The organism is Tundrisphaera macrotermitis, assembly GCF_051175315.1.
In the GTDB taxonomy this organism is placed as follows: domain Bacteria; phylum Planctomycetota; class Planctomycetia; order Isosphaerales; family Isosphaeraceae; genus Tundrisphaera.
The window spans coordinates 314,019-340,536 of the sequence record NZ_CP195100.1 but is presented as its reverse complement, the minus strand read 5'-3'; the positions used below and the strand labels follow the sequence as shown (position 1 = coordinate 340,536).

Sequence of the window (26,518 nt, the reverse complement as noted above, 5' to 3'; positions counted from 1 at the left end):
ATGCAAGCCGTTGACCTCAGTCAGGAAGACATCCACGCCTACCTCGCCCGCCACCAGAAGAAGGAGCTCCTGCGCTTCCTCACCTGCGGCAGCGTGGACGACGGCAAGAGCACGCTGATCGGCCGGCTGCTGCACGACACCAAGATGATTTATGAGGACCAGCTCGCCGCCGTCAAGCGCGACAGCGAGAAGGTCGGCACCACCGGCGCCGGGGAGATCGACCTGGCCCTGCTGACCGACGGCCTGAAGGCCGAGCGCGAGCAGGGGATCACCATCGACGTCGCGTATCGGTACTTCTCCACCGACCGCCGCAAATTCATCATCGCCGACACGCCGGGCCACGAGCAGTACACCCGGAACATGGCCACCGGCGCCTCGACGTGCCAGCTGGCCATCATCCTGATCGACGCCCGCCACGGCGTGATGACCCAGACCCGCCGGCACTCGTTCATCGTGTCGCTGCTGGGCATCCGCCACGTCGTCGTGGCCGTCAACAAGATGGACCTGGTCGGCTACTCCCGCGAGGTCTTCGAGCGGATCAAGGACGAGTACACCGGCTTCGTCGCCAAGCTCGGACTCCCCGACATCACCTTCATCCCGATGTCGGCGCTGAAGGGGGACAACGTCGCCAGCAAGAGCGACGCGATCCCCTGGTACTCCGGCCCGCCCCTGCTGGATCACCTCGAAACGGTGCACATCGCCAGCGACCGCAACCTCACCGACCTGCGGTTCCCGGTGCAGTACGTGATCCGCCCCAACCTCGACTTCCGCGGCTTCGCCGGGACGATCGCCTCCGGCGTGATGCGCCGGGGCGACGAGGTGATGGTGCTGCCCTCGGGCAAGCGGAGCAAGATCAAGTCGATCGTCACCTACGACGGCGAGCTGGAAGAAGCCTTCGCCCCCCAGGCGGTGACGGTGACCCTGGCCGACGAGGTGGACGTCAGCCGCGGCGACATGCTGGTGGCGCCGGACAACCCGCCCCACGTCACCAGCGAGATCGAGGCCATGGTGGTCTGGATGGCCGAGCAGCCGTTCGTGCCCGGCCGGCCCTACCTGCTCAAGCAGACCACCCAGCAGGTGACGGCGGAGGTCGCCTCGTTCCGCCACGGCGTCGACGTCAACACCCTGGAGCACCGGGAGATCGCCCGCCTCGCCCTGAACGAGGTCGGGCACGTCCGGCTCAGCCTGACGAAGCCCCTGGCGTGCGACCCGTACCGCACCAACCCAGCGACCGGGGCGTTCATCCTGATCGACCGGCTGACCAACAACACGGTCGGGGCGGGGATGATCCTGGAGGGCGGCGTCCGGGCCCCGGGCGACGCCTGGGCCGCGGAGTCCTCGGCCCGCCTCAAGCCGCGCGACAGCCTGATCTCCCCGGCCGAGCGGGAGGAACGGTTCGGCCACATCCCGGGCACGGTGCTCCTGGTGGGATTGACCGGCAGCGGCAAGAGCCGGATCGCCTACGCCCTGGAGCGCCGCCTGTGGGATGAGGGCCGGGCCGCGACGGTCCTGTACGGCCAGAGCATGCGGCAGGGCCTGAACCGCGACCTGGGCTTCACCGCCGACGACCGCTCGGAGAACCTGCGGCGGTCGGCCGAGGTGGCGAAGTTGATGAACGACGCCGGGCTGATCACCATCGCCGCGTTCGTCGCCCCCCACGAATCGGTGCGCGAGCGGGCGAAGCAGTTGATCGGCCGGGACCGCGTCCTGGAGGTCTACTGCACGGCGCCGATGGACGTGCTGCGGGCCCGCGACCAGAGCGGCGCCTACGAGATGGCCGATGCGGGCCGGATCGCCCAGATGCCGGGGGTCACCGCGGCGTTCGAAGAGCCGAAGGACCCCGACCTCGTGCTCCAGACCGACCAGATCAGCGTCGAGGAGAGCGTCGATCGCATCATCGCCCTGATGAAGTCGAAAGGCTTCATGAGCGACGAATCGTAGACCCTTCGGGACATCCCCCGCCCCGGGCCGCGCCCGCGCCGATGCCCCCAGGCAACGCGGTGGCGGGGGAAATTCGCCTTTTCCGGCGAAGCAACCTATGATGACTCGGGCGGCTCGATGCGGGCCGCCCGATCTCCCGGCCCGGATTCGAGGAGGCCGGCCCGAGCGGCCGGCCCGCCCGATCCCGACAACCACGGGGGATCGTACCGACGCACAAGGCCAACCGGGGGAGCGGGATCCGTCCATTCGCGGTGGTTCATCGGTGACCCGTTTTCGGACGACGATGGGAACGCCGCACCGGACAAGTCCTCGGACTGCCCCTTGCTTCGCCTTGCCTCGTGTCGGCTCGTTTTGCTATGAATAAACGGGTCGTTCCGACGGCCCCGCATCCGGGGCCTCGACCGACGCCTGCCAGCCACCATCATCCCACCGAGGGGCGCTGCAACGGACGCATCGGCGTTCCTGCCAGGCTCGATGGGATGACTTCTCGACGTACAACGGCGCCCGTTCATCGTTACAGGAAACCATGAACGTGACCGCCGTTGCCACCAAGACCACCTCGACCTTCACCGATTACCACGTCGCCGACATCAAGCTCGCCCCCTGGGGCCGCCGCGAGATCGCCATCGCCGAGACCGAGATGCCGGGCCTGATGGCCATCCGCGAGGAATACGCCTCGCGCCAGCCGCTCGCCGGCGCCCGCATCACCGGTTCGCTGCACATGACGATCCAGACGGCCGTCCTGATCGAGACGCTCGTGGCGCTGGGCGCCGAGGTCCGGTGGGCGTCGTGCAACATCTTCTCGACCCAGGATCACGCCGCCGCCGCCATCGCCGACGCCGGCATCCCGGTCTTCGCCTTCAAGGGCGAATCCCTCAAGGAATACTGGGACTTCACCCACCGGATCTTCGAGTGGACCGACGGCGGCTTCTCGAACATGATCCTGGATGACGGCGGCGACGCCACCCTGCTGCTCCACCTCGGCGCCCGCGCCGAGGCCGACATCTCGGTGCTCGACAAGCCGGGCAGCGAGGAAGAGCGGATCCTCTTCGCCGCCATCAAGGAGCGCCTCGCCTCGAAGCCGGGCTGGTACTCCGAGCGGCTGGAGGCCGTGAAGGGCGTGACCGAGGAGACGACCACCGGCGTGCATCGCCTCTACCAGATGCACAAGCGCGGCGAGCTGAAGTTCCCCGCCATCAACGTCAACGACTCGGTCACCAAGTCGAAGTTCGACAACCTGTACGGCTGCCGCGAGTCGCTGGTGGACGGCATCAAGCGTGCCACCGACGTGATGGTCGCCGGCAAGATCGCCGTGGTCTGCGGCTACGGCGACGTGGGCAAGGGCTCGGCCCAGGCCCTGCGTGCCCTCTCCGCCCAGGTGTGGGTTACCGAGATCGACCCGATCTGCGCCCTGCAGGCCGCGATGGAAGGCTATCGCGTCGTCACCCTGGACTACGCCTGCGACAAGGCCGACATCTTCGTGACGACCACCGGCAACTACCGGGTCATCACCCATGACCACATGGTCAAGATGAAGAATCAGGCCATCGTCTGCAACATCGGCCACTTCGACAACGAGATCGACGTCGAGTCGCTCGAAAAGTACACCTGGGAAGAGATCAAGCCCCAGGTCGACCACGTCATCTTCCCCGACGGCAAGCGGATCATCCTGCTGGCCAAGGGCCGCCTGGTGAATCTCGGCTGCGGCACCGGCCACCCCTCGTACGTGATGAGCTCCTCGTTCGCCAACCAGACGCTCGCCCAGATCGAGCTCTGGCAGCACAACGAGAAGTACCCCGTCGGCGTCTACGTCCTGCCCAAGAAGTTGGACGAGCACGTCGCCCGGCTCCAGCTCAAGACGCTCAACGTCATGCTCACCGAGCTGACCCCGGAGCAGGCCGCCTACATCCACGTCCCCAAGGAAGGCCCCTACAAGACCGACCACTACCGGTATTGATCGGCCACGCCGGCGGCCCGGGGATCGCATCCCCGGCCGCCGGACGTTTTTGATCCGATCTGCATGAACGCCCCGGCCGTCCCTTCCGCAACGGAATGGGCGGACGGGGCGTCGTTCGTCGGGCCCGGCCCCGGCCTCAAGGGCCGATGGTCGCTTCGATCAGGCCGGACGACCCGGCCTCCAGGAGTTCGACCGCGAAGATCAGCCCCATCGCGCCGCCCCGATCGTCGCGGCCATTGATGGCCGGGCGGTCGAAGTAGTCACGGAGCGTCATCTGCTTGCCGGTCCCGGAGCAGACGTTGACCAGGCTCCCTTCCGGCCCCGTCCACTCCAGCACGGCCCGCCAGGCGCGGGCGATGCTCGGTCGGTACTCGTCCTTCGCCAGCCACCCGCGACGGACCCCGCGCAGCATGGCACAGGCGATCATGCAGGTGCAGGTGTATTCGGGGTAGCTCTCGGGATGGTCGATCACCTGATGCCAGCGGCCGTCGTCGGCATCCTGGTGGGGTTTGAGCGCGGCCATGTGCCGCCTGAACTCGGCGAGGAGGACTTCCCGCTCCGGGTGGTCCTCGGGCCAATCGCTCAGGGCGAACGCAAGGCCGAGGGCCGGGAAGCCGTTGCCCCGTCCCCAGGCGGCCTCGCAGAGCGGTGAATGCCGGTAGAGGCCGTCCGGCCGCAGGCACAGGGAGCGCATCGTGGCGAAATGGGCGGCGGCGGCGTCGAAGTACCTCCGCTCGCCCGTCAGCCGGCCGGTCGCGGCGAGGATCGGGACCCCCATGAAGACCGCGTCGCTCATCTCGTTGTGGAACGGCATGGCCGGCAACGGGCGGCCATCGGGACCGAAGATCTGATCCGCGGCCGATCGGCAGAGGCGGATCCAGCGTTCCCGATCCGCGCCCCGGGAGCGCTCCGCCAACGCCGCGAAGATCAGGTGGCCCGCCTGCTGGGGGCCGGACGAGGGGACCGGGGATTTCTCGCCTTTGAGGAATGGGGCGACGAGGGCATTCACCCGCTCCGCATGGCGCGCGGCTCCGGGCTGCTCGGCCATCCGCAACTTCGCCACGAGCGGCAAGGCGGGGATGTAGGCGACCTCGTCGAACCGGTTCCCGTAGGCCGAGGCGAGTTGCTCGGCGACCCGGCGGGGCGTTCGCGCGAGCTGGTCCGACGCGGGTGGGGCCTGGGCCGGCGACCGGGAGGCCAGACCGGCGACCAGGAGGCCGGAACCCCCGGCCCGCAGGGCCTCGCGGCGCGTGAGGAGGACGCGATGGTTGCGGCGGCCCGGGCCGCCGGGCACGTCGGCCGGAGGAGTCGTCATGATCGGATCGCCCCGGGGAGGATGCGGGCCGGTGGCCGACCGACCTCGGCGGGCTCGGACGGCCGGGCGCAACGAAACGGCCGGTCCGCGAGGGCCCGGCCGGAGCCTAACCGCAGGATGGCCCGCCTTCAAGGGCGTGGGGGCGATCCGAGGTCGACGCGATCGGCGGGGCGGGATCGGGAGACCCGCCCCGCCGATCGATTTAATGGGGCGAGACGATCTCCGTGAGGGGCTGGTCCACCACATCCTGGAGGAGCTTGCGCTTCTCGGCGATCAGGCCGAAGATGAAGTAGAGGCCGGGGATGAAGAAGACGCCGACCAGGGTGCCGACGAGCATCCCGCCCACGGCGGCGGTGCCGATGGTGCGATTGCCGATGGCCCCGGGGCCCGTGGCGACGACCAGCGGGAGGAGGCCGGCGATGAAGGCGAACGAGGTCATCAGGATCGGCCGGAAGCGGAGCTTCCCGCCCTCGATGGCCGCCTCCTTGAGGCTCAGGCCCTCGTGGCGCCTCTGCACCGCGAATTCGACGATCAAGATGGCATTCTTGCCGAGCAGGCCGACCAGCATGACCAGGCCGATCTGGGCGTAGACGTCGTTGGACAAACCCGTGAGCTGGAGCAGCAGGAAGGTGCCGAACAGCCCGATCGGCAGCGACAGGATCACCGCCAGCGGCAGCATGAAGCTTTCGTACTGCCCGACCAGCACCAGGTACACGAAGACGACGACCACCCCGAGGATGTAGACCGCCGTGTTCCCCTTGTTGGACTCGTCGTAGGAGAGGCCCTCCCAGCCGATGCCGTAGCCCTTGGGGAGCGTCTGGTCGGCGACCTCCTGGATCGCCTGGATGGCCTGCCCGCTGCTGAACCCCTTGGCCGGGGCCCCCTGGATGCCGGCGGACGGGTAGAGGTTGTAGCGGTTGATCTCGTTGAGGCCCTGCTTCTTCTTGATCTTCATGAACGAGGAGTACGGGACCATGTCCCCCTTCTCGTTCTTGACGAACATGTTGTCGAAGTCGTCGGGGAACCGCCGGAACTCCGGCGCGGCCTGGACGTAGACCTTGAAGAACTGGCCGAACCGGACGAAGCCCTGCTCCCAGGTGCTGCCCACGACGATCGACAGGTTGTCCATCGCGTTGGCGATCGACACCCCCTTCTGCATCGCCACGTCGTTGTCGATCACCAGCTCATACTGGGGATAGTCGCTGGCGAAGAAGGTGAACAGGCCCTTCACCTCCGGGCGTTTGCCCAGCGCGGCCATGAACTTGTCGGTCACCTCGCCGAGCCGCTGGTAGTCGTTGGTGTTGGTCTTGTCCAGCACGCGGACCGAGAACCCGCCGGCGGCCCCGAAGCCGGGGACGGCGGGGGGCTCGAAGAACTCCAGCTTGACGTCCGAGATCTTCGACCCCTTGCGCTCCAGCTCCTCGATGATCTGCCGCGAGGTCAGCTTGCGGTCGGCCCAGGGCTTGAGGTTGATGAGGCAGGTCCCGGCGTTGGAGCCTCGGCCTTCGGTCAGCACCTCGTAGCCGGCCAGCGACGACACCGAGGTGACGCCCTCGGTCTTCAGGGCGATCTCCTGCAGCTCGTGCGACTTGGCGTTGGTGTACTCCAGCGTCGAGCCCGGGCGGGTCTGGATGATCCCGTAGATCATCCCCTGGTCCTCCAGCGGGATGAAGCCGGACGAAAGCTGGGTGTTGACCAGGAAGATGCCGTAGCCGAATCCCATGATGGTGAACATGGTCAACCCCCGGCGGGTGACGATCCGCCGCAGGACGCCCGCGTATCCGCCGGTGACCTTCTCCACGCCCCGGTCGAAGACGTGGAGCAGCAGCGCCAGCGGCCCGCGGAACCCGGTATGGTGGGCGTGGGGCTTCAGCAGCATGGCGCACAGCACCGGCGTGAGCGTCAGGGCCACCACCCCGGACAGGACGATCGACATGGCCATGGTCAGGCCGAACTGGCGGTAGAACACGCCCACCGGCCCGGTCATGAACGTGACCGGGATGAACACGGCGGTCATCACCATGGTGATGGCGATGATCGCCCCGCTGATCTCGTTCATGACCTCCTGGGTCGCCCGGTAGGGGGAGAGGTGCTTCTCGGCCATCTTGGCGTGGACCGCCTCCACCACCACGATGGCGTCGTCGACCACGACGCCGATGGCCAGCACCAGCGCGAACAGGGTGATCAGGTTGATCGACAGGCCGAACATCAGCATGAAGAAGAAGGTGCCGATCAGCGACACCGGGACGGCCAGGGTCGGGATCAGGGTGGATCGCCAGTCCCCCAGGAACAGGAAGACCACCAAGGCCACCAGCACGAAGGCCTCGAACAGGGTGTGGACGACCTTCTCGATGGAGGCCTCCAGGAAGGCGGAGACGTCGTAGCTGACCTCATAGTCCATGCCGGGGGGGAATGCGTCCGCCTTGATCTCCTTGAGCTTCTCCTTGACCTCCTCGATGACCACCGCGGCGTTGGAGCCGGGGCTCTGCTTGAGCACGATGGCCGCCGAGGGGTTGCCGTCGATGTCCGAGTAGAGGTCGTAGAACGAGGAGCCCAGCTCGACCTTGGCGATGTCCTTGATCCGGAGGATCTCGCCGTCGGGGTTGGCCTTGAGGATGATGTTCTCGTACTGCTCCGGCTTGTTGTACCGGCCCACCCAGGTCAACACATATTCGATCGTCTGCGAGGTCTGCCCGGTCGCCTGGCCGAGCCGGCCGGGCGAGCCGATCATGCTCTGGTCCTTGATCTGCTCCATGACGTCGGCGGCGGACACGTTGTAGGCCCGCATCCGGTCGAGGTTCAGGAAGATCCGCATCGCATAGGCGCGATTGCCCAGGATGTTGGCGCTGCCGATGCCCCGGGTCCGCTTGATCTCGGGCAGGACGTTGACGGTGACGTAGTTGTAGAGGAAGTTCTGGTCGACGCCCTTGTCGGTGCTATAGATGTTGACGTACATCAGCATGCTCGTCATGGCCTGCATGACGATGATGCCTTCACGCTCCACGATCGGCGGGAGCCGGTTCTTCACGATGGCGATCCGGTTGTTCACGTTGACGACCGCCACGTTGGGGTCCGTGCCCGGCTCGAAGATGATCTGGATCGTCGCCTCGCCGGCGCTGGTGGCGGCGGAGGCCATGTAGCGCATGTCCTGCACGCCGTTGATGGCCTGCTCCAGGATGATGAGCACCGAGTCCACCAGCACCTCGGCGCTGGCGCCGGGGTAGGAGACCGAGACCACCACGCTGGGCGGCGCGACGGAGGGGAACTGGGAGATCGGCAGCGTGTTGATCGCCAGCACACCCAGGAACAGGATGAGCACGGAGATGACGATCGCCAACGCCGGTCGATGGAGGATCTTCGCGAACATGGCTCTGGGATGTCCTGCGGGGTTTCCGTGCCGGGTAGGGTGGCCTGGGTTTGCGGCTCGGGATCGGGGCTCGGCCCTGGGCCGGGCGGCTTATTCCGCGTGGTGCTTCTGGTTGGCCATCGCCTTCTCGGGGGAGAGGAACTCGAACTCGACCTTCTCCCCCTCGTGGACCTGGCGGATCCCCTCCAGGACGATCTTCTCGCCCACCTGGACTCCCTTGGTGACGACGTAGATGTCGTCCTTCTCGTGGCCGACCTCGATCTCGCGCTGGTGCACCTTGTCGTCCTTGTCGATGACGTAGACGTACCGCTTGGCGAGGTTCTCGAAGGTGGCCCGCTGGGGGATGACGATGGCCTTGTTCAGCACCTTGTTGATCAGGACCTTGCCGGTCTGGCCGTGCCGCAGCAGGCCCTCCGGGTTGGGGAAGTCCGCGCGGAAGGGGATGTTGCCGTTCTCGTTGTTGAAGTTGGCCTCGATCGCGCCGATCTTGCCGACGTGCGGGAACCGGCTCTGGTCGGCCAGCACCAGTTCGATGTCGGGGCTGTGCTTGTTCTGCCCCGTCTCGGCCATGTATTCGAGGTAGCGCCGCTCGGGCACGTTGAAGTAGACCCACATCACGGTGTTGTCGGACAGGGTCGTGAGGACGTCCCCCTCCTTGACCAGGCTCCCCTGCTGCTCCTTGAGGCGGTCGACGATGCCGTCGAAGGGGGCCTTCACCGCGGCGAAGTTCAATTTGGCCTGGGCCAGGTCCACCTTGGCCTGGGACCTCGCCAGCTTGGCCTTGTAGAGCTGGACTTCCTTCTGGGAGACGCCCTGCTTGTCGGCCAGCGTCTTGGTGTAGTTCAGCTCCAGCTGAGCCAGGTCCCGCTCGGCGACCTCGGCGGCCAGCTCGGCCTTGTAGAGGACCGGCACGATCTGGAACAGCAGTTCCCCCGCCTTCACCGACTGGCCTTCCTTGATGGGGATGGCCTCCAGGTATCCGTCGTCCAGCGCCCGGACTTCGATATGCCGCTGCGAGTGGATCTGGCAGACATATTCCTGGGTGATGACGACATCCTTGGCCATCGGGCTGGTGGCCAGGATCTTGTGGGCCTCGTGGTGGGCCTCCTCAGGCTCATGCTTGTGGAAATACGACTCGTACATCGCGACGAGCCGTTCCTTCGCATGGTTGCCCCGGGCGGCGAGGACGTCGATTTGCGCATAGAGCCTGGAAGTCTGCAGCGACGGGATGTCCACGCGAAACTTGTACAGGCCGAAGGCCACTCCGCCGATCAGGGCGGCGGCGATCATCAGGATTCTCACCGTCCGTCGCATGGCGGACCTGATTCGGGGCATTGAAGGGCTCCTGCTCGACTCCGTGCCGATTCGTTGGGCGGGGTGAGGCGGCTTGGATAAAGAATCATAGATGACAGACGGCGAACCGATTCGCTCGATGCCGGGCGGGGGCGTGGCGGGGCCGGGAGGCGTGCGGGTCGATTCCCGGCCGGGTCATCGTCGTTCGATCGCGGACGTCGGCGTCCGGGCGGCTCCGGATCGACGACCGCCGGGGGACGTCGGGCCCGGGTCGCGGGGCATTGGCGAGGTGGGGAGGGGCCGAGTCGGCGACATCGATCGGTGTCCATCCCCGGCCCCGGGAGGGCCGAGGCGGGGGAGATCCGCCGCGCATCGGCCGTGGATCAACAGCGCAGGGGGTAGGGGGAAGGGATCGAGCCGGGGGCGAACGACCGGCGATCGGGAAGTATGCCGAAGGAACGGGACGCCTGGAACGGGGCCCGGGCCTCGCCCGGGGCGTCCGCCTGATCCCGCTCCTCCTCCTCGCAAGGCAGTGCCTTCATCCTCGCCATGGCGTAGCTCTCCGCCGCCGCCTGGATGCGGGTCGTGGGCGGGGCGAGGTTGCGTCGCCGTGCGGGATTCGGCCCGGCGGGGCCGGGGGCGAACCCCGACGCCCAGATCGGCGCGATCAGCAGCGACGCCAGCAAGGCCAGCAAAAAGGGGAGCCGGAACGTGGCGGCAAGGCATTGACGGTCGGGCATGGCCCATCGCTTCTCGAACGTCGTGATTCGAGTCTGCACGCCGGCATCCAACGAGCCGGCCGTCTTCCGAGAGTATTCTGCCGCTCGAACGTCGTGATTCGAGACGAGCTTGCGGGCCTCCGGCGGGCCGGCTGCCCTGGCGAACGCTGCGTGGTCCTTCCGGCTGTTGGCCGGGCGAAGCTCGTTGCCCCCGCACTCTAAACGTTATCGGAGTGCGATGGAACCCACGATTCCGGGCCGGCAAGGCGGGTAGGATGATGGATTATTGGATCCGCCATCGACGGAAGTCAAGGGTCGGCGCCTGATTCTTTGGGACTCATCAGCACGCCTCGGAGGTGCCTCCTCCGGGCCGATGGTCCGGGCCCCGGCGACGCGGACGGGCCCGGGGTGCCCCGCGGCGGGGGGCACCCCGGGCGTGGGGGGATCGGTCCGGGCCGGCGGCGGGTCAGGGCAGGGGGCGAGGAGGCGGGTTGCCCCGCGTCCCCGGCGGGAGGGCGGCGTTGGCGGCCGGCGGATTCCCCGGGGCCCCGGGCCTCGTCGGGGCGGCGGGGCCGGTGTCCCCGGCGGCCTTGACGGCGGGATCCTTGGCCCCCGCCTGCCCGAACGGGCCGGGCAGGCCCGAGGGCGGGGGGAGGGTCGCCGGATCGGCGGGGGGTGCCACCGACGGGGTGGGCGGGGCCGGGGCGGGTGCCCCGTCGGTGAGGCCCGGGGCCGGCGCGGGGTCCTCCTCGAACAGGGTCGAGTCGAGCTGGTCGGGCCGGGGGATGAGGACCTGAGAGCCGACCGGCAGCTGATTGATGTCGGGAACGGCGTTCTTGTTGGCCGCCCAGAGGGCCTTGCTGTACCGGCCCGACCGGTAGTAGAGCAGCGAGATCGTCCAGAAGTTCTCGCCGGCGCGGACTGTGTGGCTGTACGGGAACCGGCCGTTGAAGTCGTCCGGGGCCGAGTACGTCACCACGCCGCCGCCGAGGGCCTGGTAGGCGTTCACGACGGCGGACAGCTGCTCCGCCTTGGTGTCGATCAGGACCATCCGGCCGTCCCGCAGGTCGCGCTGGGCGACCAGCACGTCGAGGTATTCGATGCGGGCGTTCTGGAAGAGATCGTCCGCGAAGCTGACGGCGGATTCGAGCGACTCCAGTTGCTGCTTCTTGATCTCGATGCTCCGGCTGTAGTTCTCCACCATGGTCAGGCGGTTGGTCACCTGGGTGAAGGCCTCCAGGATGACCCGCTGGTAGTTGTAGACGGCCTGGAGCTGCCTGGCGTTCGCGGACATGTACTGGGCGCGGATCCCCCGCCGGTTCACCAGGGGCCCGACCAGCCCGCCGGCGATGTCGCCGATCACGGCCTGCGGCTCGAACAGGTGGGCGATGTTGAACGACTGGAGGGCGACGCCGCCGGTGATCACCAGCTGCGGGTAGAAGTTGACACGGGCGACCTTCACGTCGAGCCCGGAGGCCACCAGTTCGCGTTCGGCCTGGCGGATGTCGGGCCGGTTCTGGAGCAGTTCCGAGGGGACGCCCACGCTGATCGGGTGGATCTCCAGGTCGTAGAAGTTCGTCGAATTGCGCTCGACCCGCTGGGGGAAGCGGTTGACCAGGTAGTTGATCCGGTTCTCCCCCTCGATGATCGACTGGGTGACGATCAACTTATCACTCTGATTCTTCTGGACCTCGGCCTGGAATCGCAGGACGCCCAGCTCGGTGCTGCGGGCCGCCTCCTTCCGGGCCTGGGCGATCTCCAAGCTCCGCTGCTGGAGATCGATGATCTGGTTCAGGTTCTCGAGTCGCTTGTCGAGCGCCATGAGACGGTAGAAATTCTCGGCGATGTCCGCGATCAGGCGGGTCGCGAAGTAGTTCCGCCGCTCGGCGGCCGCGACGTAGCGCTGGCCCGCCGCGTCCCGGGCGTTGCGCAACTGGCGGTAGATGTCCAGTTGCCAGGTGAAGTTGAGGCCCCCCAGGTAGTTCGCATGGGGATTGTTGAAGAACTTCCCGGGGAGGTATTCGTCGGCGAGCAGGGCGGCCCCGTCGAGCGTGAAGCGGCTGGCCCGCTCCAGCCCCGCGCCGGCCGTCACGCTGATGAAGGGGAGATACGCCCCCGACCGCTCCAGGACCTCGTTGCCGGCGATCTGGACGTCCTCGTTCAGGACCCTCAGCTCCCGGTTGTCGACCAGCGCCTTCTCGATCAGGCAGGTCAGCATGCGGTCGTTGTAGAATTCCTCGATCCCGACCTGGGATGAGTTATCCGGGGTGGCCGCCCCGTAGAAATCCCCCGGCATGTCCGGCGCGGGCGTCGGATGACGAAGGGGAGGGATCCCGCAGGCCGGCAGGACCAGCAGCAAGAGGCTGCAAGCGATCACCCTGGCGCCCGCATATTTCACCCGCCCGGCGATCGACGATCTCGGTGAAAGGTTCATCCGCCCCGTCCTTGAGTAGTGTGCGCCGATCGGCATCCTCGCCGGGCGAGCCATGAGCGAGCAGCTCGGGACTCATGCCAGGTTCACCCATGAACATCCTCACCCCATGGTCGGAACGGCCACGCCGGTGCGGAACTGTCCATTGATCGTCCTGTATCGATCGCAACTTGAGTAGGAAATGGCGCGATTGGAGGAGATGGGGCGACTGCCTAGCGACGAAAGAGTTCGTTTTTCTCGCCCCAAGGGTTTTGAGGGACGAGCGCAGGGGCGATCGTCCCTATCACGGCCGGCGTCGAAGGCCAGGTCAATCCTCGCCGTGGTTGCCGCGGCCAGGCCCCGGCCGGCGGGCGTCGGGCCGGACTGGGCCAATCGAGGAAGCACAAAGCGGAAATGGCAAGCGGAAGCTTTCGGAAGCAGGGATGATGGATACCGGAACTTCCGCGGCGTAAGAAAACCCTCACACCATCACCCATTCGCCCCAACTCGACCGAAGCCGACCGTGGAGGAGTTTGATGCGCCGTGGGGAGGGCGCTCCCCGATCCGCTCAGGAATTCGATCCGGGCTCGCCACGGATGACGATGCGATGTTCCTCATGGATCGCACGACCCTGGTCGCCGATCCGGCCCACGAGGAGGCGAATCTCGGCGCCTCGGGGGAGGTCGCCCGTCGGGAGATCCTGGACGCGGACGCCCAGCCCATTCTCTTCGCCGGGCAGGTCGCGGGCCTCGCCGTCCCCCACCCGCCATCGGATCGCGACGCCACCGATCGCCTCGATCCGCAAGGTCGTGCCGGGCGGGATGGCGTGGCAGGGATGCTCGACCCGCCAGATGGCGAACGGTCGGCCTCCTGCCCCGCCCCCGGCGTTCCGGCCGACCGGGTCCGGGCGGTCGAAAATGGCCCCTGCCTGGAGGGATCGGCGCAGCTTCAGGTATTCGGAGTGGGCCCAGAGGAGCGGCATGACGGACCCGGTCGGCCTGCCGAGGAACAGGCCGCGCTCGGGGATGTCCGGGGCGTCCCAGACCTGCTCGGAGATCATGCCCGCCTCGCTCGCGTAAGCGGACATCACGCCCGCGAGCCGTTCGGCCTCGGCCCGGCGGCCGGCGGCCAGCTCATAATGGGCCCGCTCGCCGATCAGCAGCGGCCAGGCGCGGCCCACCCCGCCTTGGGAATCGTAGGGGGAGCCGTCGTCCCGCTCGCCGAACACGTCGCCGTTATAGCGGTGCCAGATCGGCCCGCGATCGGTCTCGAGCCGGAGCAGGGCATCGATGGCCTTCGCGGTGGCGACGATCCGGGGGTCGTCCGGGGACCTCAGGCCGAACCGGACCAACGCCAGGGCGTCGACGCCGACGACCTCCGTCGCCGGGATCCCGTTGACCTCGGGCGGGTCGCCGATGAGGCGGACGCAACCCTGCCCGGGGGAGGGCGGGTCGACGGACTTCGATGGGAGGACCCGGGCATAATAGCCATCGATGCCCAGGCGTTTCGCCAGGCCGGTGCCCCGCACGTAGAGCCAGCCCTCGATCAGGGCATCCCAGGAGTCGGCCGTCTCGCGCAGGTAGGCGGCGACCGCGCCCGCACCTTCCTCGTCGGCCCAGCCGGCGGCGATGCGCAGGGCGGAGATCGCGGTGGCGAGGGTATAGGTCGTGTAGCCCTCCTCCTCTTCCCAGCGGTCCTGCTCGGTCGCGGGCCCGTTGCGCACGATGAAGCCCGCCGCCCGGCGGACCATCGGCCGCAGGCGATCGAGTTCGCCCGGGCCGAGCGCGCCCTGCCGTCGCGCGAGGTCGGCCAGCAGGATCGGCTGGGCGGCCTGGTCGAGCTGGATCGCGTCCCAGAACGGCTCGCCGCTCACCCACATGTTCTGAGGCCAGTGCCCCTGGGCCTCCTGGGTCACCTGGAGGTAGAAAAGCAGGTCGCGGGCCTCCTGGTGGGCCCCGATCGCCAGCAGGGCCCCGCCGTGCTGGACGAGGTCCCTGGGCCAGACCAGGTGGTAGGCGCCCCGGGCGATCTCCTCGTCGTTGCGGTGGTCGCCCCAGGGGATCGCGAGGCTGGCGACCGCCCCCTTGATGACCTTGTTGGTGTGGGCCATGAGGATCGCCGCGCTGCTCCGATAGAGGTCCCGTCCGGGGGCGGTCCCCTCGCGGTCCAGAGGGAGCAGGGTATCCTGCCAGGCCCGCCACCCGCCGATGTAGCGGTCCGCCACGTCGGCGAATTCGGCCTGGAGCCCGGACAGGGCGTGGTGGGCCGCCTCGGCGTGGCCCAGGCCGAAGCCCAGGGCCAGCACGAACTCATCCCCGCCGGTCAGGTCGATCTCGGCGATGAGGGCGACGTTCCCGTCCTCGGCCCGGCCGTAGGTCCGGGCGAGTCGCCCGTGCCGCTCCAACTGATCGCGCCCGTCCGAGACGCCCGCGAATCCCGCCGAGGCTTCCCGGAATGGGAGCGAACAGGCCAGGGCCAGCGCCAGGTCGCCACGCTGGGCACACAGGACCGGCCGCCCCTTGAAACTGCCGACCCAGGCGGTGTTTCCCGCCCCCATCCCGGCGACGTGGGGGGCCAGATAGACGTGGAGGCGATAATCGCCCGCCGTCCCTTCGAGCGGCTCGAATCGGGCCTTCTGGAGCAGGACGTTCTGGCCGTCGTCGGTGATGACCGTCTTTTCGATCCGGTAGCGGCCGGCCCGGCAGGTGTTGGTGATCGTGAAGCCCGGCACCCCATCCGCCAGCCACTCCACCCGGGAATCGGCGTCCTTGCGCTCGTCGGAGAGGAAGCCATCGGGGCCGGTGATGATGAAGTACAGGTTGCGGGTGCAGGGCGAATCGATCCGGGGGTAGTAGACCTCCGTCAGGGCCCCCTGGCCGATCGTGAACCAGACGTGGCTCCCCGCGCCTCGCGCGGTGCCGGTGGCCGCCTTGCTCCCGGACGTCCAGTGCGGTTCCGACCCGGGCCAGCCCGGCGCCTTCTTCCGGGCCTCGGGAGCGTCCCCGGCGGGGTCGTCGTTCGTCTGGGTCTGCTTGCCGGTCATGCCAACCTGCCTTGTTGCTCGAATCCCGGAATCAACGCGGAAGGCCCAATCTCGGGAGCACATGCTCGCCGAACGCCCGGAGGAACCCCTCCTGGTCGCGGCCGACCTGATGCACGTAGATTTCGTCGAAGCCCAGGGCGAGGTCCTCCTGGAGCCAGGCGGCGTGCTGCCCCAGGTCGGACGAGATCCGGATGTGGCCGTCGAGGTCCTCCGGCCGGAGGTCGCGGGCGGCGTGCTCGAAATCCTCGGGCATCTCCAGCTCGACCAGGATCCGACTGTCCAGGGTGTTGGCCCGCCACTGGTCGAAGGCGTCGCGACGAGCGTCCTCCTCGTCGGCGGCGTAGCAGGTTTGGGCCTGGAGGAGCATGGGCTTGCCCTCGCCCCCGCCGCGGCGGAACGCCTCGACGACCTCTTTCAGCTCGTCGTATGGCTTCACCACGGTGATCATGCCATCGGCCCAGGAGCCCACCCACTCGGCCGTCTCGGCCGACACCGCCGCGCCGATGATCCGGGGGGGCTGCGCGGGCCGCGAATAGAGCTTCGCCTTATGGGCCCGGACGTATCCATCCTGCCCCAGGGGGTTGTGATCGACCTCCTCGCCGGCGAACAGGGCGCGGATCACCCCGACCGCCTCCTTCAGGCGGGCCTGCCGCTCCTTCTTGGGGGGCCAGGGCGTGCCGGTGATGTGTTCGTTGAGGGCCTGGCCGCTGCCCAGGGCCATCCAGAACCGGCCGGGGAACATCTCGGACAGGGTGGCGGCGGCCTGCGCGATGATGGCCGGGTGATAGCGTTGCCCCGGCGCGTTGACCACCCCGAACGTCAGCCGGGTCGCCTGCAGAGCGGCCCCCAGCCAGCTCCAGGCGAAGCCGCTCTGGCCCTGCCGGTTGGTCCAAGGATGGAAGTGGTCCGAGCACATCGCGCCTCCGAAGCCCGCCGCTTCGGCCGCCCGCGCCAGCCCGAGCAGGGTGCTCGGGGCGAATTGCTCATGGGAGCAGTGATATCCGATTGTCGCCATGTGAAGTCCTGTCATCCTCCGGCCTCACCATCCCCGAATCAATACGGCGCCGAGGACGACCCCGAGTCGCCAGCAAACCCCAGGCCAATCCCCGACTCCCCGGAGGCATGGCATCCGCCCGGACGATGGAGGTTGGCGCGGCGTGAGGGACGCGGGTCTTCACCCTCGACCTTCCCGGAGGGATCGCATCGCGTCGGGCAGGCAGTCGAGGACGTCCGAGGCCAGCATCCCGTCATCGCCGTGCCGCCCGGCGGCGATCTCCCCGGCGATCGCGTGGAGGTGCACGCCCCAGACGGCCGCGGTGGTCGGCTCGGCGCCCCGGGCCAGCAGGCCGCCGATCACGCCGGCCAGCAGGTCGCCGCTGCCGGCCGTCCCCAGGCCGGGCGTCCCGGCGGTGTTGAGGTAGAGTTCCCGGCCGGCAACCAACGTCTGCGCCCCTTTCAGCACGATCACGGAGCGCCATTCGGCCGAGAATCGCCCGGCCACTTCCGCGCGGCCCGATGCGATCGTCTCGGGCTCCAGCCCGGAAAGCTGGGCCATCTCCGGCGCATGAGGCGTGAGGACCCGGTCGCCGGGCCCGTCCGGCCACCCCGCGCGGCCCCAGGCCAGGAGGGCACCGGCGTCGACGACCGTGGGCAGGGACGAGCCGGCGAGGAATCGGACGGAGACGCGGTCCGTCTCCTGGTGGGAACCCAGTCCGGGCCCGATCACCGCGGCATCGCAGGGCCCGAGCTGCTCTTCGAGTCGCGTCAGGGCCGATTCGGCGATCGTGCCCGAATCCGTCTCCGGCAGGGGCAGGACCATCAATTCGGGGACGGCGACGCCGATGGTCACTGCCACCGACCGGGGGGCCGCGACGCGCACGGTCCCGCAGCCGACCCGCAAGGCCCCCCTTGCCGCCAGGATCGCCGCCCCGGGCAGGCTGGCCGACCCCGCGATGAGCAGGAGCTTGCCTCGCCCGGCCTTGCCCTCGTCCTTATCGTGTTCGGGAAGAGGCAGAGTTTCGAGCAGAGCCCGGTGGATGAGCTTGGGCGATGCGCTCATGGCCATGCTGTCCCCGCGACGCGACGGTTGGGATGAGTCTCGGAGGTCGCTTAGCAAACTCTATACCTCCTCCAGCAGAGTTGCTCCGACGGCGAAGGGGACAGGGGTGGTCCCGGCGTGATCCGCGACGGGCGAGGCAGCGGATGGGCCCAATCTTTGCGTAACCCGGCTCCATCCCCCAGGGCATCCGGCCTCGGGGGCTCGCGCCGGGCCCGGGCACCGGGCGCGAACTGCGACGGCCCGCACGACACGATCCGAGAGTCCTCGCGATGACGCCGATCCTCCTGCTCCGGGCCGCCGGGGTCCTCCTGCTCCTGATCGCGGCGTCGAGCCTGTTCACGCCCCGGATCCTCGCCTATGCCGACAACATGAAGCGGCTGGACCCGACGGTGCGGGAGGTCTTCAACATCCACAACCTGTACGTCACCCTGTTCGTGCTGGCCTTCGCCGTGGCCGCGCTCGCCTTCCCCCGGGAGCTATCCGGCACGCCGATGGGCCGGTTCTTCTCGGGATTCCTGGCGGGGGCCTGGTGGCTGCGGCTGCTGATCCAGATCTTCTACCACAACCGAGAGATCAAGAAGGCGTGGCCGGTCATGAACCTTGTTTATTCCTTGACGTTCATCTACCTGGGCGGGGTGTTCGCGATGGCGGCGTCCGGCTACGGCCGCTGACCGGAGGCGGGGGGCTCCAGGCCGTTGTCGCGATACCAGCCCTCGGGATCGGCCACGAGCGACGCGGCCATGGTCGGGAGCTTCGACCGGATCGACTGCTGCGGGGACCACCCCAGGGCCGAGCGGGCGCGGGACACGTCGAGCTCGAAGTGATCGTCGGCGCGGTCGATCATCCACGGGCGGAGGAATGGGTCCCCGCCCCCGGGCAGCAGCCCCTGGGCGATCATGCCGGCCCGGGCCAGGATCCTGGGGATCCGGCGCGTGCCCTGGGGGGATCCGCGGAGGAGCCGGCCCAGTTCGCTCTGGATCTCCCCATAGGCCACGGCCCCCGGCTCGCCCAGCAGCAGGATCAGTTCCGGGGGGAGGTCCCGGCGACGGTCGACGGCCCGCCCGACGGCATCGATCAGGTCCGAGACGTGCAGATACGACTGGCCCCGGCCGGGGTCTCCCGGGAAGAATCGGTTGGCCACGCCCCCCTCTCGGATGCGGCGGAACTGCTGCGCCAGGACCGGGTGGTGGACCCGGTCGTCGTAGACGTTCGCCAGCCGGAGGATGACGAGGGGGATGTCGCCCCGGCCCGCGCGGAGCGCCTCCTCGGCCCGGAGCTTCGACCGCGAATAGGGCAGGGAGGGGCCGAGGGGCGAATCCTCGTCGATCGGGCGGCCGGGCTCGCCCGACGCGTGGACGACCATCGTGCTGGCGTAGATGAACTGGCCGACCTGGAAGTCGGCCTCCCGCAGGCAACGCATCAGCCGGGCGGATCCGGCGACGTTGACCTGCTCATAGAGGGGGGTCGGCTCGCCGGAGAAGTCGTAGTAGGCGGCGAAGTGGAGGACCGAGGCGACCTCCGGCCCGTGGCGATCCCGGAACCGGCGGAGGGCCGGCAAGAGGCCCTCGTCGGAGGACAGGTCGGCGTCGATCGTCTCGATGCCCGGCGGCGGCACGGGCGGCCCCGCGCGGTCGAAGGCCACGACGCGGTAGCGGTCGTCCAGGCTCGTGGCGAGCGCCCCCCCGAGCCGCCCGCTGGCGCCCGTCACGATCACCGCCCCGTCTCGATCGCCCATGCGTCGTTCTCGCCGATCGGCCCCGGTTTGCCTAGAACCGGTGGGTCGCCGTGCAATCGTGATGCCCATGGGTGGGCCGGGGCCGACTTTTCCTCCGGGGAGGATGCTCCTCGGCTCGGCCTTTGCTCCCTCTGGGCCCGGGAAGAGGCCGGCCCGGGTCGCCGGCGACGCTTCGCAAAATCGGGGGTGGGTCCCATGAGTGGCGCGACCGTGAAGTCGGAAGACAAAGAGTTGGTCTACGCGTCGGCGGGCTCCGGGCCGATGTTCCAGCGCGATTACGCCGGGACGATCGAGGGCGGGACCTGCTCTCCGGAAGCGTTGGCGGCGATGGTCCGCGAGCGATTCGTCGAATTCGGCCCCCCGGAGACCGCCGCCTTCGAGATGGTCGGTGGGGCGGGCCGTTGCCTCAAGGTCGGCGACGAGCTGGCCATCCGCATCGGCGGGTTCATGCCCTGCCGCGTACGCGTGGTCCACATGGATGACCTCAGCCTCACGCTCCGCACCCTGGCCGGGCACCCGGAGGCGGGCCGCATCAGCTTCAAGGCCGGGCGCGACGACCAGGGGCGGGTGACGTTCCAGATCCGCAGCCGGGCCCGCTCCGGCGGCATGATCCACTATCTCGGCTTCCTCCTGCTGGGCCGCTCCATGCAGGCCCGTTGCTGGATCCGGTTCATCGGCCGCGTGGCCGAGGCCTGCGGGGGCCGCCTGGCGGGTCCGGTCCGGGTGAGGACGGAACGGGTCGAGGAACGGCCGTCCGATTGCGAAGGCCACGAATGCTCGACATTCTCCAGCGATGTGGAAGGCTGATCGAATGGCCCTGACGCGATTCGGGAGAGGCTGGTCGGAGCGCGAGCTGAAGAGCTACCTCAACGCGCTCCGGGCCCGCTCCGTCAACTTCGATACACCCATGGAGGAGATGACCGTCGCCAACGGCTGGACCGTCGACGGCAGCCACGACGAGATCGGCACGGAGCCCGAAGGCCCCCCGATCCCCGACGGCGTCTTCGCCCGGGCCAAGCAGGCCATCACCAACTATGACTTCTCGGACCCGAGCATCGTGGTCGGCCACTTCGACCCGACCGTCGACCCCGTCGGCCGCGACATGCTCCTGGAGCTCAAGGTCCTCGGGTTCCGGTTCCTCTGCGGAGTCCGGGTCCACAGCGTCCGCGAGGAGTACGACGGGAACACGACCTACTTCGGGTTCCGCTACGACACCCTCGACGGGCACATCGAGCGGGGGTACGAGTGGTTCCTGCTGACCAAGGACCACGCGACCGGCGGGGTCCATTTCAAGATCGAGGCCCACTGGCGGCTGGGCCAGTTCCCCAGCTGGTGGAGCAAGCTCGGCTTCAAGCTGATCGGCGAGCACTACCGATCGTTGTGGCGCAAGCGGGCGCCGGAGCGTCTGAGGGCGGTCGCCCATCAGCCGGTCGCCCTCCCGATCGCCGCGGAGGGCGAACTCGCCCACCGCGGCGGCGCGACCCCGACCCGGACCGATCCCGAGCCTTCCGCCTGATCGCCGGGGCCGCGCCGCCCCGGGGGATCAGTCGGAACCCTCGAGTTTGACCAGCTTGTTGTACAGCCCCATCATCATGAATGGGGCGACCCACATGCCGACGAACATCGCGTCGCGATCGCGGCCCTTCATGCGCAGCATCAGCGAGGTGCCGATCGCGCCGAACGCCAGGCTCAGATAGAACCCCGAGGGGATCTGGCTGGTGTATTGCTCGATCATCTTGGTCAGCTGCCCCTCCTCATGCTCGCGGGGCCTGACACCGATCCCTTCGAACACAGCATCCGTCATGACGATTCCCTCGTTGAAGTATTGGGGCGACGGATTGGTCCAGCAGGTCACGTGCCAGATCGGTCCGCGCCGGGGCAACCCCGCCCACGAGGGGCCCACAGCGAATCCGCACGTCACGACACCTCATGAATCACGATATCGAACTCACCACGAAGGCCCGGCCGGCGGAAGCCCGACTCCCGGCGACCGCCGTCCACGACCGTCATGGCCTCGCCGGTGGGCTCGATGGGATCGCGGAAGTTCGTGATCTGCCCGCCTCCCGCCCGGACCTGAACCCGATCGAGCGGCCCTTCTCGAAGCTCAAGACTTGACTTCGTAAGGCCAAGGCCCGGGCCGTGGATGAACGGATCCGGGCGATGGGCGAAACCCTGCGTTGGGTTCGATTGGGCGACATTCGGGGACGGCCCCGCCACGGCGGCCATCCGGCCGAGGCGTCGACCGTCGCGCTCGATAGGGAACCGCTCCGAGCGACAGGATCCTAGCAGCATCAGCCGTGCCGATGGCCGCCGGCAATGGACTTCAGTCCACCTGCGTGGTATTCTGAACGCGAGTACACAATGCCGTCCGGTGAGGCACCAGGATGGATATTCGCCGAAAGCTCGAAGTGCTGGCCGACGCGGCCAAGTATGACGCCTCGTGCTCCAGCAGCGGCAGCTCCACGAAGCGACGCGACGCCCGTTTGGGGACGACCGAGGGGATGGGCATCTGCCACAGCTACACCCCCGACGGCCGATGCGTGTCGCTGCTCAAGCTCCTGCTCACCAATTACTGCGTCTACGACTGCCAGTTCTGCGTCAACCGGGTGTCGAGCGACACCCCACGCGCCCGGTTCACCGTGGCCGAGGTGATCCGGCTCACCATCGATTTCTACCGCCGCAACTACATCGAGGGGCTGTTCCTCAGCAGCGGCATCGTCGGCAGCGTGGACGGCACGATGGAGCAGCTCGTCGCGGTCGCCCGGGGCCTGCGCGAGGACCACGGGTTCGGCGGCTACATCCACCTCAAGCTGATCCCCGGGGCGTCCGCCGAGCTGGTCGCGGAGGCCGGGCTCTGGGCCGACCGGCTGAGCGCGAACATCGAGCTGCCGACCAGCCAGGACTTGCAACTCCTCGCCCCGGAGAAGACGCGTGAGGACATCGACGGCACTATGCATGCGGTGGCCGAGGGGATCGCCGAGCACGCCGCCGACCGGGAGGCCGGGTTCAAGGCGCCGGCATTCGCCCCGGCCGGGCAGAGCACGCAGATGGTCGTCGGCGCGACGCCGACCGCGGACGGCACCATCCTGGCGACCGCCGACGAGTTGTACCGCACCCGGGGGCTGCGGCGCGTCTACTACTCGGCCTATAGCCCGACCCCGCACGCCGACGCCCGGCTGCCGGCATTCAGCCCGCCGCTGATTCGCGAGCACCGACTCTACCAGGCCGACTGGCTGCTCCGCTTCTACGGGTTCGACGTGGGCGAGGTGGTCGCCCCGGGCGCGAACCTGGCGCTGGACATGGACCCGAAGCTGGCGTGGGCGCTGGCCAACCGCGAACGATTCCCGGTCGACGTGAATACCGCCCCTCGCGAGATGCTCCTTCGGATCCCCGGGGTCGGGGTCCGCAACGTAAACCGGATCTTGGCGATCCGCCGGTATCATGCGCTGACGACCGACGACCTCCGCAAACTGCGGGTGAACTGGAAGACCGCCGCCCCGTTCGTGCTCACCAGCGACCACAATTCGACCGTGCGCCACCTCGACGCGGTCGGCCTGAAGCGGAAGGTCGTGCAGCCGACCCTGTTCGACGGCTGGGACGACGCATGATCGTTTCCGCCCCCGACTTCGACGCCTGGCGTCCCGCCGCCCGCGCGCTGCTGGCCGCCGACGTGCCCCCGGCCGACATCCTCTTCGACGACGGCACCACGCCCGGCCTGTTCGCTGCGGACGAACTCCCGGCCGCACCCGCGGGAGGGACCTTCAACGTGCCGAGGGCGTTCGTCGCGCTGGCGGAGGCGGTCGCGTGCCACCGCGACCCGCGGCGGTGGGAGTACCTGTACCGCGCGTTGTGGCGGCTCACTCGGGGCGAACCGCATCTGCTCGACCTCGCCACCGACGGCGACGTGGGCTGGCTCATGCAGGCCGAGAAGTCCGTCCGCCGCGACATCCACAAGATGCACGCCTTCGTCCGCTTCCGCGCGGTCGGCGGCCACTTCGTCGCCTGGCACCGGCCGGACCACCGCATCCTCCGTCGGGCCTCGCCGTTCTTCGCCCGCCGCTTCCCGGAGATGCGCTGGTCGATCCTGACGCCGGACGAGTCGGCGCTGTGGGACGGAGACGGGCTCCAATTCGGCCCCGGCGTGCCGGCGAAGGACGCCCCCGCGCCGGACGAACTGGAGGTCATGTGGAAGACCTACTACCGGGCGACGTTCAACCCGGCGCGGATCAAGATCCGGGCGATGAAGAAGGAACTCCCGGTGCGGCACTGGCCGACCCTGCCGGAGACCGCCATCATCCCCGACATCCTGGCCGAGGCGCCGGCCCGCGTGGCGGCGATGGTCGCGCACCAGGAAGGGTGCGCCCGGTCGGCCGCCGACTTCTTTCCGGCCACGCGCGACCTCGCCAGCCTCCGGGCGGCGGCCCGCGACTGCTCCGCATGCGGCCTGTGCGGCCCGGATTCGCCGCCGGTGTTCGGTCAGGGGCCGGCGGACGCCCGGGTGGTCCTGATCGGCGACCGCCCGATCGACGGCGAGGCCGGGGAGTTGCTCGACGCGGCGCTGGACGAAGCGGGCCTCGCCCGCCTGGCGGTCTATCGGACGCACGCGGTGAAACGCGCCGCGGGCGACGGCACGCGGGCCGGGCCTCGCGAGGCCGCCGCGTGCCGCCCGTGGCTGCTCGCGGAACTGGCCACGATCCGGCCGGCCGTGGCGGTGTGCCTCGGCCCGGCGGCGGCGCGGGCGGTGCTCGGGCCGCTGTTCCGGTTCGCCGACCGCCGCGGGGAGGTCGTGGCCGCGGCCGGCGGGGCGAAGGTCGTGGCGACCGTCCACCCGGCCGCCGCGCTCCGCGCCGGCACTCGGGCGGAGATCCTCGCCCACCTCTCGCTGGCGAGGAGTCTTGCAGCGATCCCCCCCGGCACGCCGTAGCGAGCTGCTATCACGGGCAGTGCTTCCGGATCCGCGTGTGGCCGTGGACGGGTGGATGAGCCGGTGATCGGACGGGCGGTCCAGGAATCGGTCGGCACTCAAGTCCGACAGATCTGCCCGGCGAGCTGGCTCAACGTGGCGGAGATCGAGCTGTCGATCCTGGCCCGGCAGTGCCTGGCCCGGCGGATCGGGGGTGCGGAGAGATTGGCCGTGGAGCACGCCGCCTGGGGTTGCCCCCTCAACGCCGAGGGGGACGGGTGGTCTGGAAATCCACGATCGCGAACGCCCGGGTAAAACCAAATTCAACATTCGCACTCGCCAGACCAGATCAGTATATCCCACTTCTATGCATTTTATCTACGTCACGCAATGATCTCCCGGACCACCTCGCCGCTGACGTCGGTGAGGCGGTAGTCCCGGCCGGCGTGGCGGTAGACGAGCCGCTCGTGGTCGAGCCCGAGCAGGTGGAGGATCGTGGCGTGGAAGTCGTGGACGTGGACGCGGTCCCGGGCCACGGCCACGCCGTGGTCGTCGGTCGCCCCGTGGACGATCCCGCCCTTGACGCCGCCGCCGGCCATCCACGAGGAGAACGCCTGGTGATGGTGCTCGCGCCCGGCGTGGCCGGCCTGCTCGTGGTAGGGGGTGCGGCCGAACTCGGTGGTCCAGACCACCAGCGTGTCCTCCAGCAGGCCCCGCTGTTTGAGGTCGGTGAGGAGCCCGGCGATCGGTTGGTCGACGTTCCTGGCGAGCCCGGCATGGTCCTGCATGTTCCCGTGCGAGTCCCAGTTGCCCGACGACCCGGTGTCGATCAGCTCGACGAACCGGACCCCACGCTCGGCGAGGCGGCGGGCGACCAGGCATTGCCAGCCGAACCCGGTCGTCTGGCCGCGCTGGAGGCCGTAGAGGGCGAGCGTGGCGTCGGCCTCGCCCGACAGGTCGAAGGCGGCCGGGGCCTCGGCCTGCATCCCGAAGGCGGTCTCGAACGACCGGATCCGCGCCTCCAGGGCGTCTTCGCCGGGCCGGTCGGCCGCGTGCCGGCGATCGGCCCGCGCGATCAGGTCCAGCTCGCGCCTCTGGTTCGACCCGGGGGCGGACCGGGGCCGGACGTTGGGGATCGGCGTCGGGCCGGGGACGACGTGGGTCCCCTGGTGGCAGCCGGGCAGGAAGTCCGCCGCCCAGGTCTGGGTTCCGGCGTAGGGGGCGGCCGGGGCGATGACCATGAACGAGGGGAGGTTTCGGTTCTCGGTGCCCAGGCCATAGCTGGCCCACGCCCCCAGGCTGGGCCGGGCGAAGGTGAACGACCCGGTGTGCATCCCGAGCGTCCCCTCGTAGTGGTTGGTGTGGTCCGACGACATCGACCGGATCACGCACAGGTCGTCGGCCCGGTCGCGGACGTGCGGGAACAGGTCGCTGATCTCGGTGCCGCACCGGCCCCCCGGGCGGAACTCCCAACCGGGCCGCTTGAAGAACCGCTGGAAGGCCCCCTTCTTGCCCTGCCAGTTGTCCACGGTGATCGATTTGCCGTGGCCTGATGCGAGCAGAGGTTTGGGATCGAAGGTGTCGACGTGCGAGACGCCGCCGGTCATGTAGAGGAAGATGACCCGCTTGGCCCTGGGGTCGAAGTGGGGCTTGCGGGGCGCGAGCGGGTCGGTGGCCGAGGCGACGGCCCGTTGCTCGGCGAGCAGGCCCGCCAGAGCGATGGCCCCGAATCCACCGGAGGCTCGTGCCAGCATCCGGCGGCGTGAGATCGATGGC

Annotated in this window: 20 protein-coding genes and 1 riboswitch; of the genes, 8 read left to right on the top strand and 12 right to left on the bottom strand. The window is 68.9% G+C overall.

The annotated features are described in order from the left end of the window. On the top strand, window positions 1–1,941 hold the full coding sequence (gene cysN / locus TA3x_RS01400) for a sulfate adenylyltransferase subunit CysN (protein ID WP_435018316.1): 1,941 nt from the start codon (window positions 1–3) through the stop codon (window positions 1,939–1,941). A gap of 425 nt (window positions 1,942–2,366) precedes the next feature. Continuing rightward, window positions 2,367–2,454: riboswitch (S-adenosyl-L-homocysteine riboswitch) on the top strand. 19 nt (window positions 2,455–2,473) lie between these two features. Continuing rightward, on the top strand, window positions 2,474–3,898 hold the full coding sequence (gene ahcY, locus TA3x_RS01395) for an adenosylhomocysteinase (protein ID WP_435018315.1): 1,425 nt from the start codon (window positions 2,474–2,476) through the stop codon (window positions 3,896–3,898). A gap of 136 nt (window positions 3,899–4,034) precedes the next feature. Here the strand turns inward: ahcY and TA3x_RS01390 are convergent, their stop codons facing one another. The 8 genes from TA3x_RS01390 to TA3x_RS01355 form a co-directional block, all read right to left on the bottom strand. Beyond that, window positions 4,035–5,213 carry a glycoside hydrolase family 88 protein gene (locus TA3x_RS01390; protein WP_435018314.1) on the bottom strand — a complete coding sequence of 393 codons (1,179 nt, stop codon included), beginning with the start codon at window positions 5,211–5,213 and terminating at the stop codon, window positions 4,035–4,037. Window positions 5,214–5,415: 202 nt separating this feature from the next. Further along, on the bottom strand, window positions 5,416–8,580 hold the full coding sequence (locus tag TA3x_RS01385) for an efflux RND transporter permease subunit (RefSeq protein ID WP_435018313.1): 3,165 nt from the start codon (window positions 8,578–8,580) through the stop codon (window positions 5,416–5,418). A gap of 90 nt (window positions 8,581–8,670) precedes the next feature. Further along, window positions 8,671–9,882 carry an efflux RND transporter periplasmic adaptor subunit gene (locus tag TA3x_RS01380; RefSeq protein ID WP_435018312.1) on the bottom strand — a complete coding sequence of 404 codons (1,212 nt, stop codon included), beginning with the start codon at window positions 9,880–9,882 and terminating at the stop codon, window positions 8,671–8,673. 374 nt (window positions 9,883–10,256) lie between these two features. Further along, entirely contained in the window at window positions 10,257–10,652 is a 396-nt protein-coding gene (locus tag TA3x_RS01375) for a hypothetical protein (RefSeq protein WP_435018311.1), read from the bottom strand. A gap of 406 nt (window positions 10,653–11,058) precedes the next feature. After that, the gene (locus TA3x_RS01370) at window positions 11,059–13,026 is read right to left on the bottom strand and encodes an efflux transporter outer membrane subunit (protein WP_435018310.1); all 1,968 of its coding nucleotides are present in this window, start codon (window positions 13,024–13,026) and stop codon (window positions 11,059–11,061) included. Window positions 13,027–13,570: 544 nt separating this feature from the next. After that, entirely contained in the window at window positions 13,571–16,045 is a 2,475-nt protein-coding gene (locus TA3x_RS01365; RefSeq protein ID WP_435018309.1) for a glycoside hydrolase family 15 protein, read from the bottom strand. A 31-nt stretch (window positions 16,046–16,076) separates the two neighbouring features. Then, window positions 16,077–17,060: a TIGR03885 family FMN-dependent LLM class oxidoreductase gene (locus TA3x_RS01360; protein WP_435018308.1), complete on the bottom strand. Its 984-nt coding sequence runs from the start codon at window positions 17,058–17,060 to the stop codon at window positions 16,077–16,079. 159 nt (window positions 17,061–17,219) lie between these two features. Beyond that, window positions 17,220–18,104 carry an NAD(P)H-hydrate dehydratase gene (locus tag TA3x_RS01355; protein WP_435018307.1) on the bottom strand — a complete coding sequence of 295 codons (885 nt, stop codon included), beginning with the start codon at window positions 18,102–18,104 and terminating at the stop codon, window positions 17,220–17,222. Between the two features lie 269 nt (window positions 18,105–18,373). Here TA3x_RS01355 and TA3x_RS01350 point away from each other — a divergent pair, with 269 nt between their 5' ends. Beyond that, on the top strand, window positions 18,374–18,775 hold the full coding sequence (locus tag TA3x_RS01350) for a hypothetical protein (RefSeq protein WP_435018306.1): 402 nt from the start codon (window positions 18,374–18,376) through the stop codon (window positions 18,773–18,775). Here the strand turns inward: TA3x_RS01350 and TA3x_RS01345 are convergent. Then, window positions 18,763–19,839 (bottom strand): NAD-dependent epimerase/dehydratase family protein, encoded by a 1,077-nt coding sequence (locus TA3x_RS01345; RefSeq protein ID WP_435018305.1) that lies wholly within the window; start codon window positions 19,837–19,839, stop codon window positions 18,763–18,765. The two genes, TA3x_RS01350 and TA3x_RS01345, sit on opposite strands and share 13 nt — an antisense overlap. A 195-nt stretch (window positions 19,840–20,034) precedes the next feature. On the opposite strand from TA3x_RS01345, the gene TA3x_RS01340 reads away from it, so the two are divergent. Continuing rightward, window positions 20,035–20,646, top strand: coding sequence for a DUF1990 family protein (locus tag TA3x_RS01340; RefSeq protein WP_435018304.1), 612 nt, complete (start codon window positions 20,035–20,037; stop codon window positions 20,644–20,646). 4 nt (window positions 20,647–20,650) lie between these two features. Next, the gene (locus TA3x_RS01335; RefSeq protein ID WP_435018303.1) at window positions 20,651–21,355 is read left to right on the top strand and encodes a DUF1990 family protein; all 705 of its coding nucleotides are present in this window, start codon (window positions 20,651–20,653) and stop codon (window positions 21,353–21,355) included. Between the two features lie 27 nt (window positions 21,356–21,382). On the opposite strand, the gene TA3x_RS01330 is transcribed toward TA3x_RS01335, so the two are convergent. Further along, the gene (locus TA3x_RS01330; protein WP_435018302.1) at window positions 21,383–21,694 is read right to left on the bottom strand and encodes a hypothetical protein; all 312 of its coding nucleotides are present in this window, start codon (window positions 21,692–21,694) and stop codon (window positions 21,383–21,385) included. Window positions 21,695–21,756: 62 nt separating this feature from the next. Continuing rightward, window positions 21,757–22,065 carry a hypothetical protein gene (locus TA3x_RS01325; protein ID WP_435018301.1) on the bottom strand — a complete coding sequence of 103 codons (309 nt, stop codon included), beginning with the start codon at window positions 22,063–22,065 and terminating at the stop codon, window positions 21,757–21,759. A 158-nt stretch (window positions 22,066–22,223) separates the two neighbouring features. Here TA3x_RS01325 and TA3x_RS01320 point away from each other — a divergent pair, with 158 nt between their 5' ends. The 3 genes from TA3x_RS01320 to TA3x_RS01310 all read left to right on the top strand — a co-directional run bounded on the left by TA3x_RS01320 (window position 22,224) and on the right by TA3x_RS01310 (window position 25,057). Continuing rightward, window positions 22,224–23,447, top strand: coding sequence for a putative DNA modification/repair radical SAM protein (locus TA3x_RS01320; protein ID WP_435018300.1), 1,224 nt, complete (start codon window positions 22,224–22,226; stop codon window positions 23,445–23,447). Continuing rightward, window positions 23,444–24,763, top strand: a complete 1,320-nt coding sequence (locus tag TA3x_RS01315) for a TIGR03915 family putative DNA repair protein (RefSeq protein ID WP_435018299.1) — start codon at window positions 23,444–23,446, stop codon at window positions 24,761–24,763. The genes TA3x_RS01320 and TA3x_RS01315 overlap by 4 nt, the downstream gene beginning before the upstream one ends. A gap of 63 nt (window positions 24,764–24,826) precedes the next feature. Then, complete coding sequence (locus TA3x_RS01310) at window positions 24,827–25,057, top strand: hypothetical protein (RefSeq protein WP_435022489.1); 231 nt, start codon at window positions 24,827–24,829, stop codon at window positions 25,055–25,057. A 68-nt stretch (window positions 25,058–25,125) separates the two neighbouring features. Here TA3x_RS01310 and TA3x_RS01305 read toward each other — a convergent pair whose 3' ends face one another. Continuing rightward, window positions 25,126–26,496, bottom strand: coding sequence for a DUF1501 domain-containing protein (locus TA3x_RS01305; protein WP_435022481.1), 1,371 nt, complete (start codon window positions 26,494–26,496; stop codon window positions 25,126–25,128). Window positions 26,497–26,518: the final 22 nt, after the last annotated feature.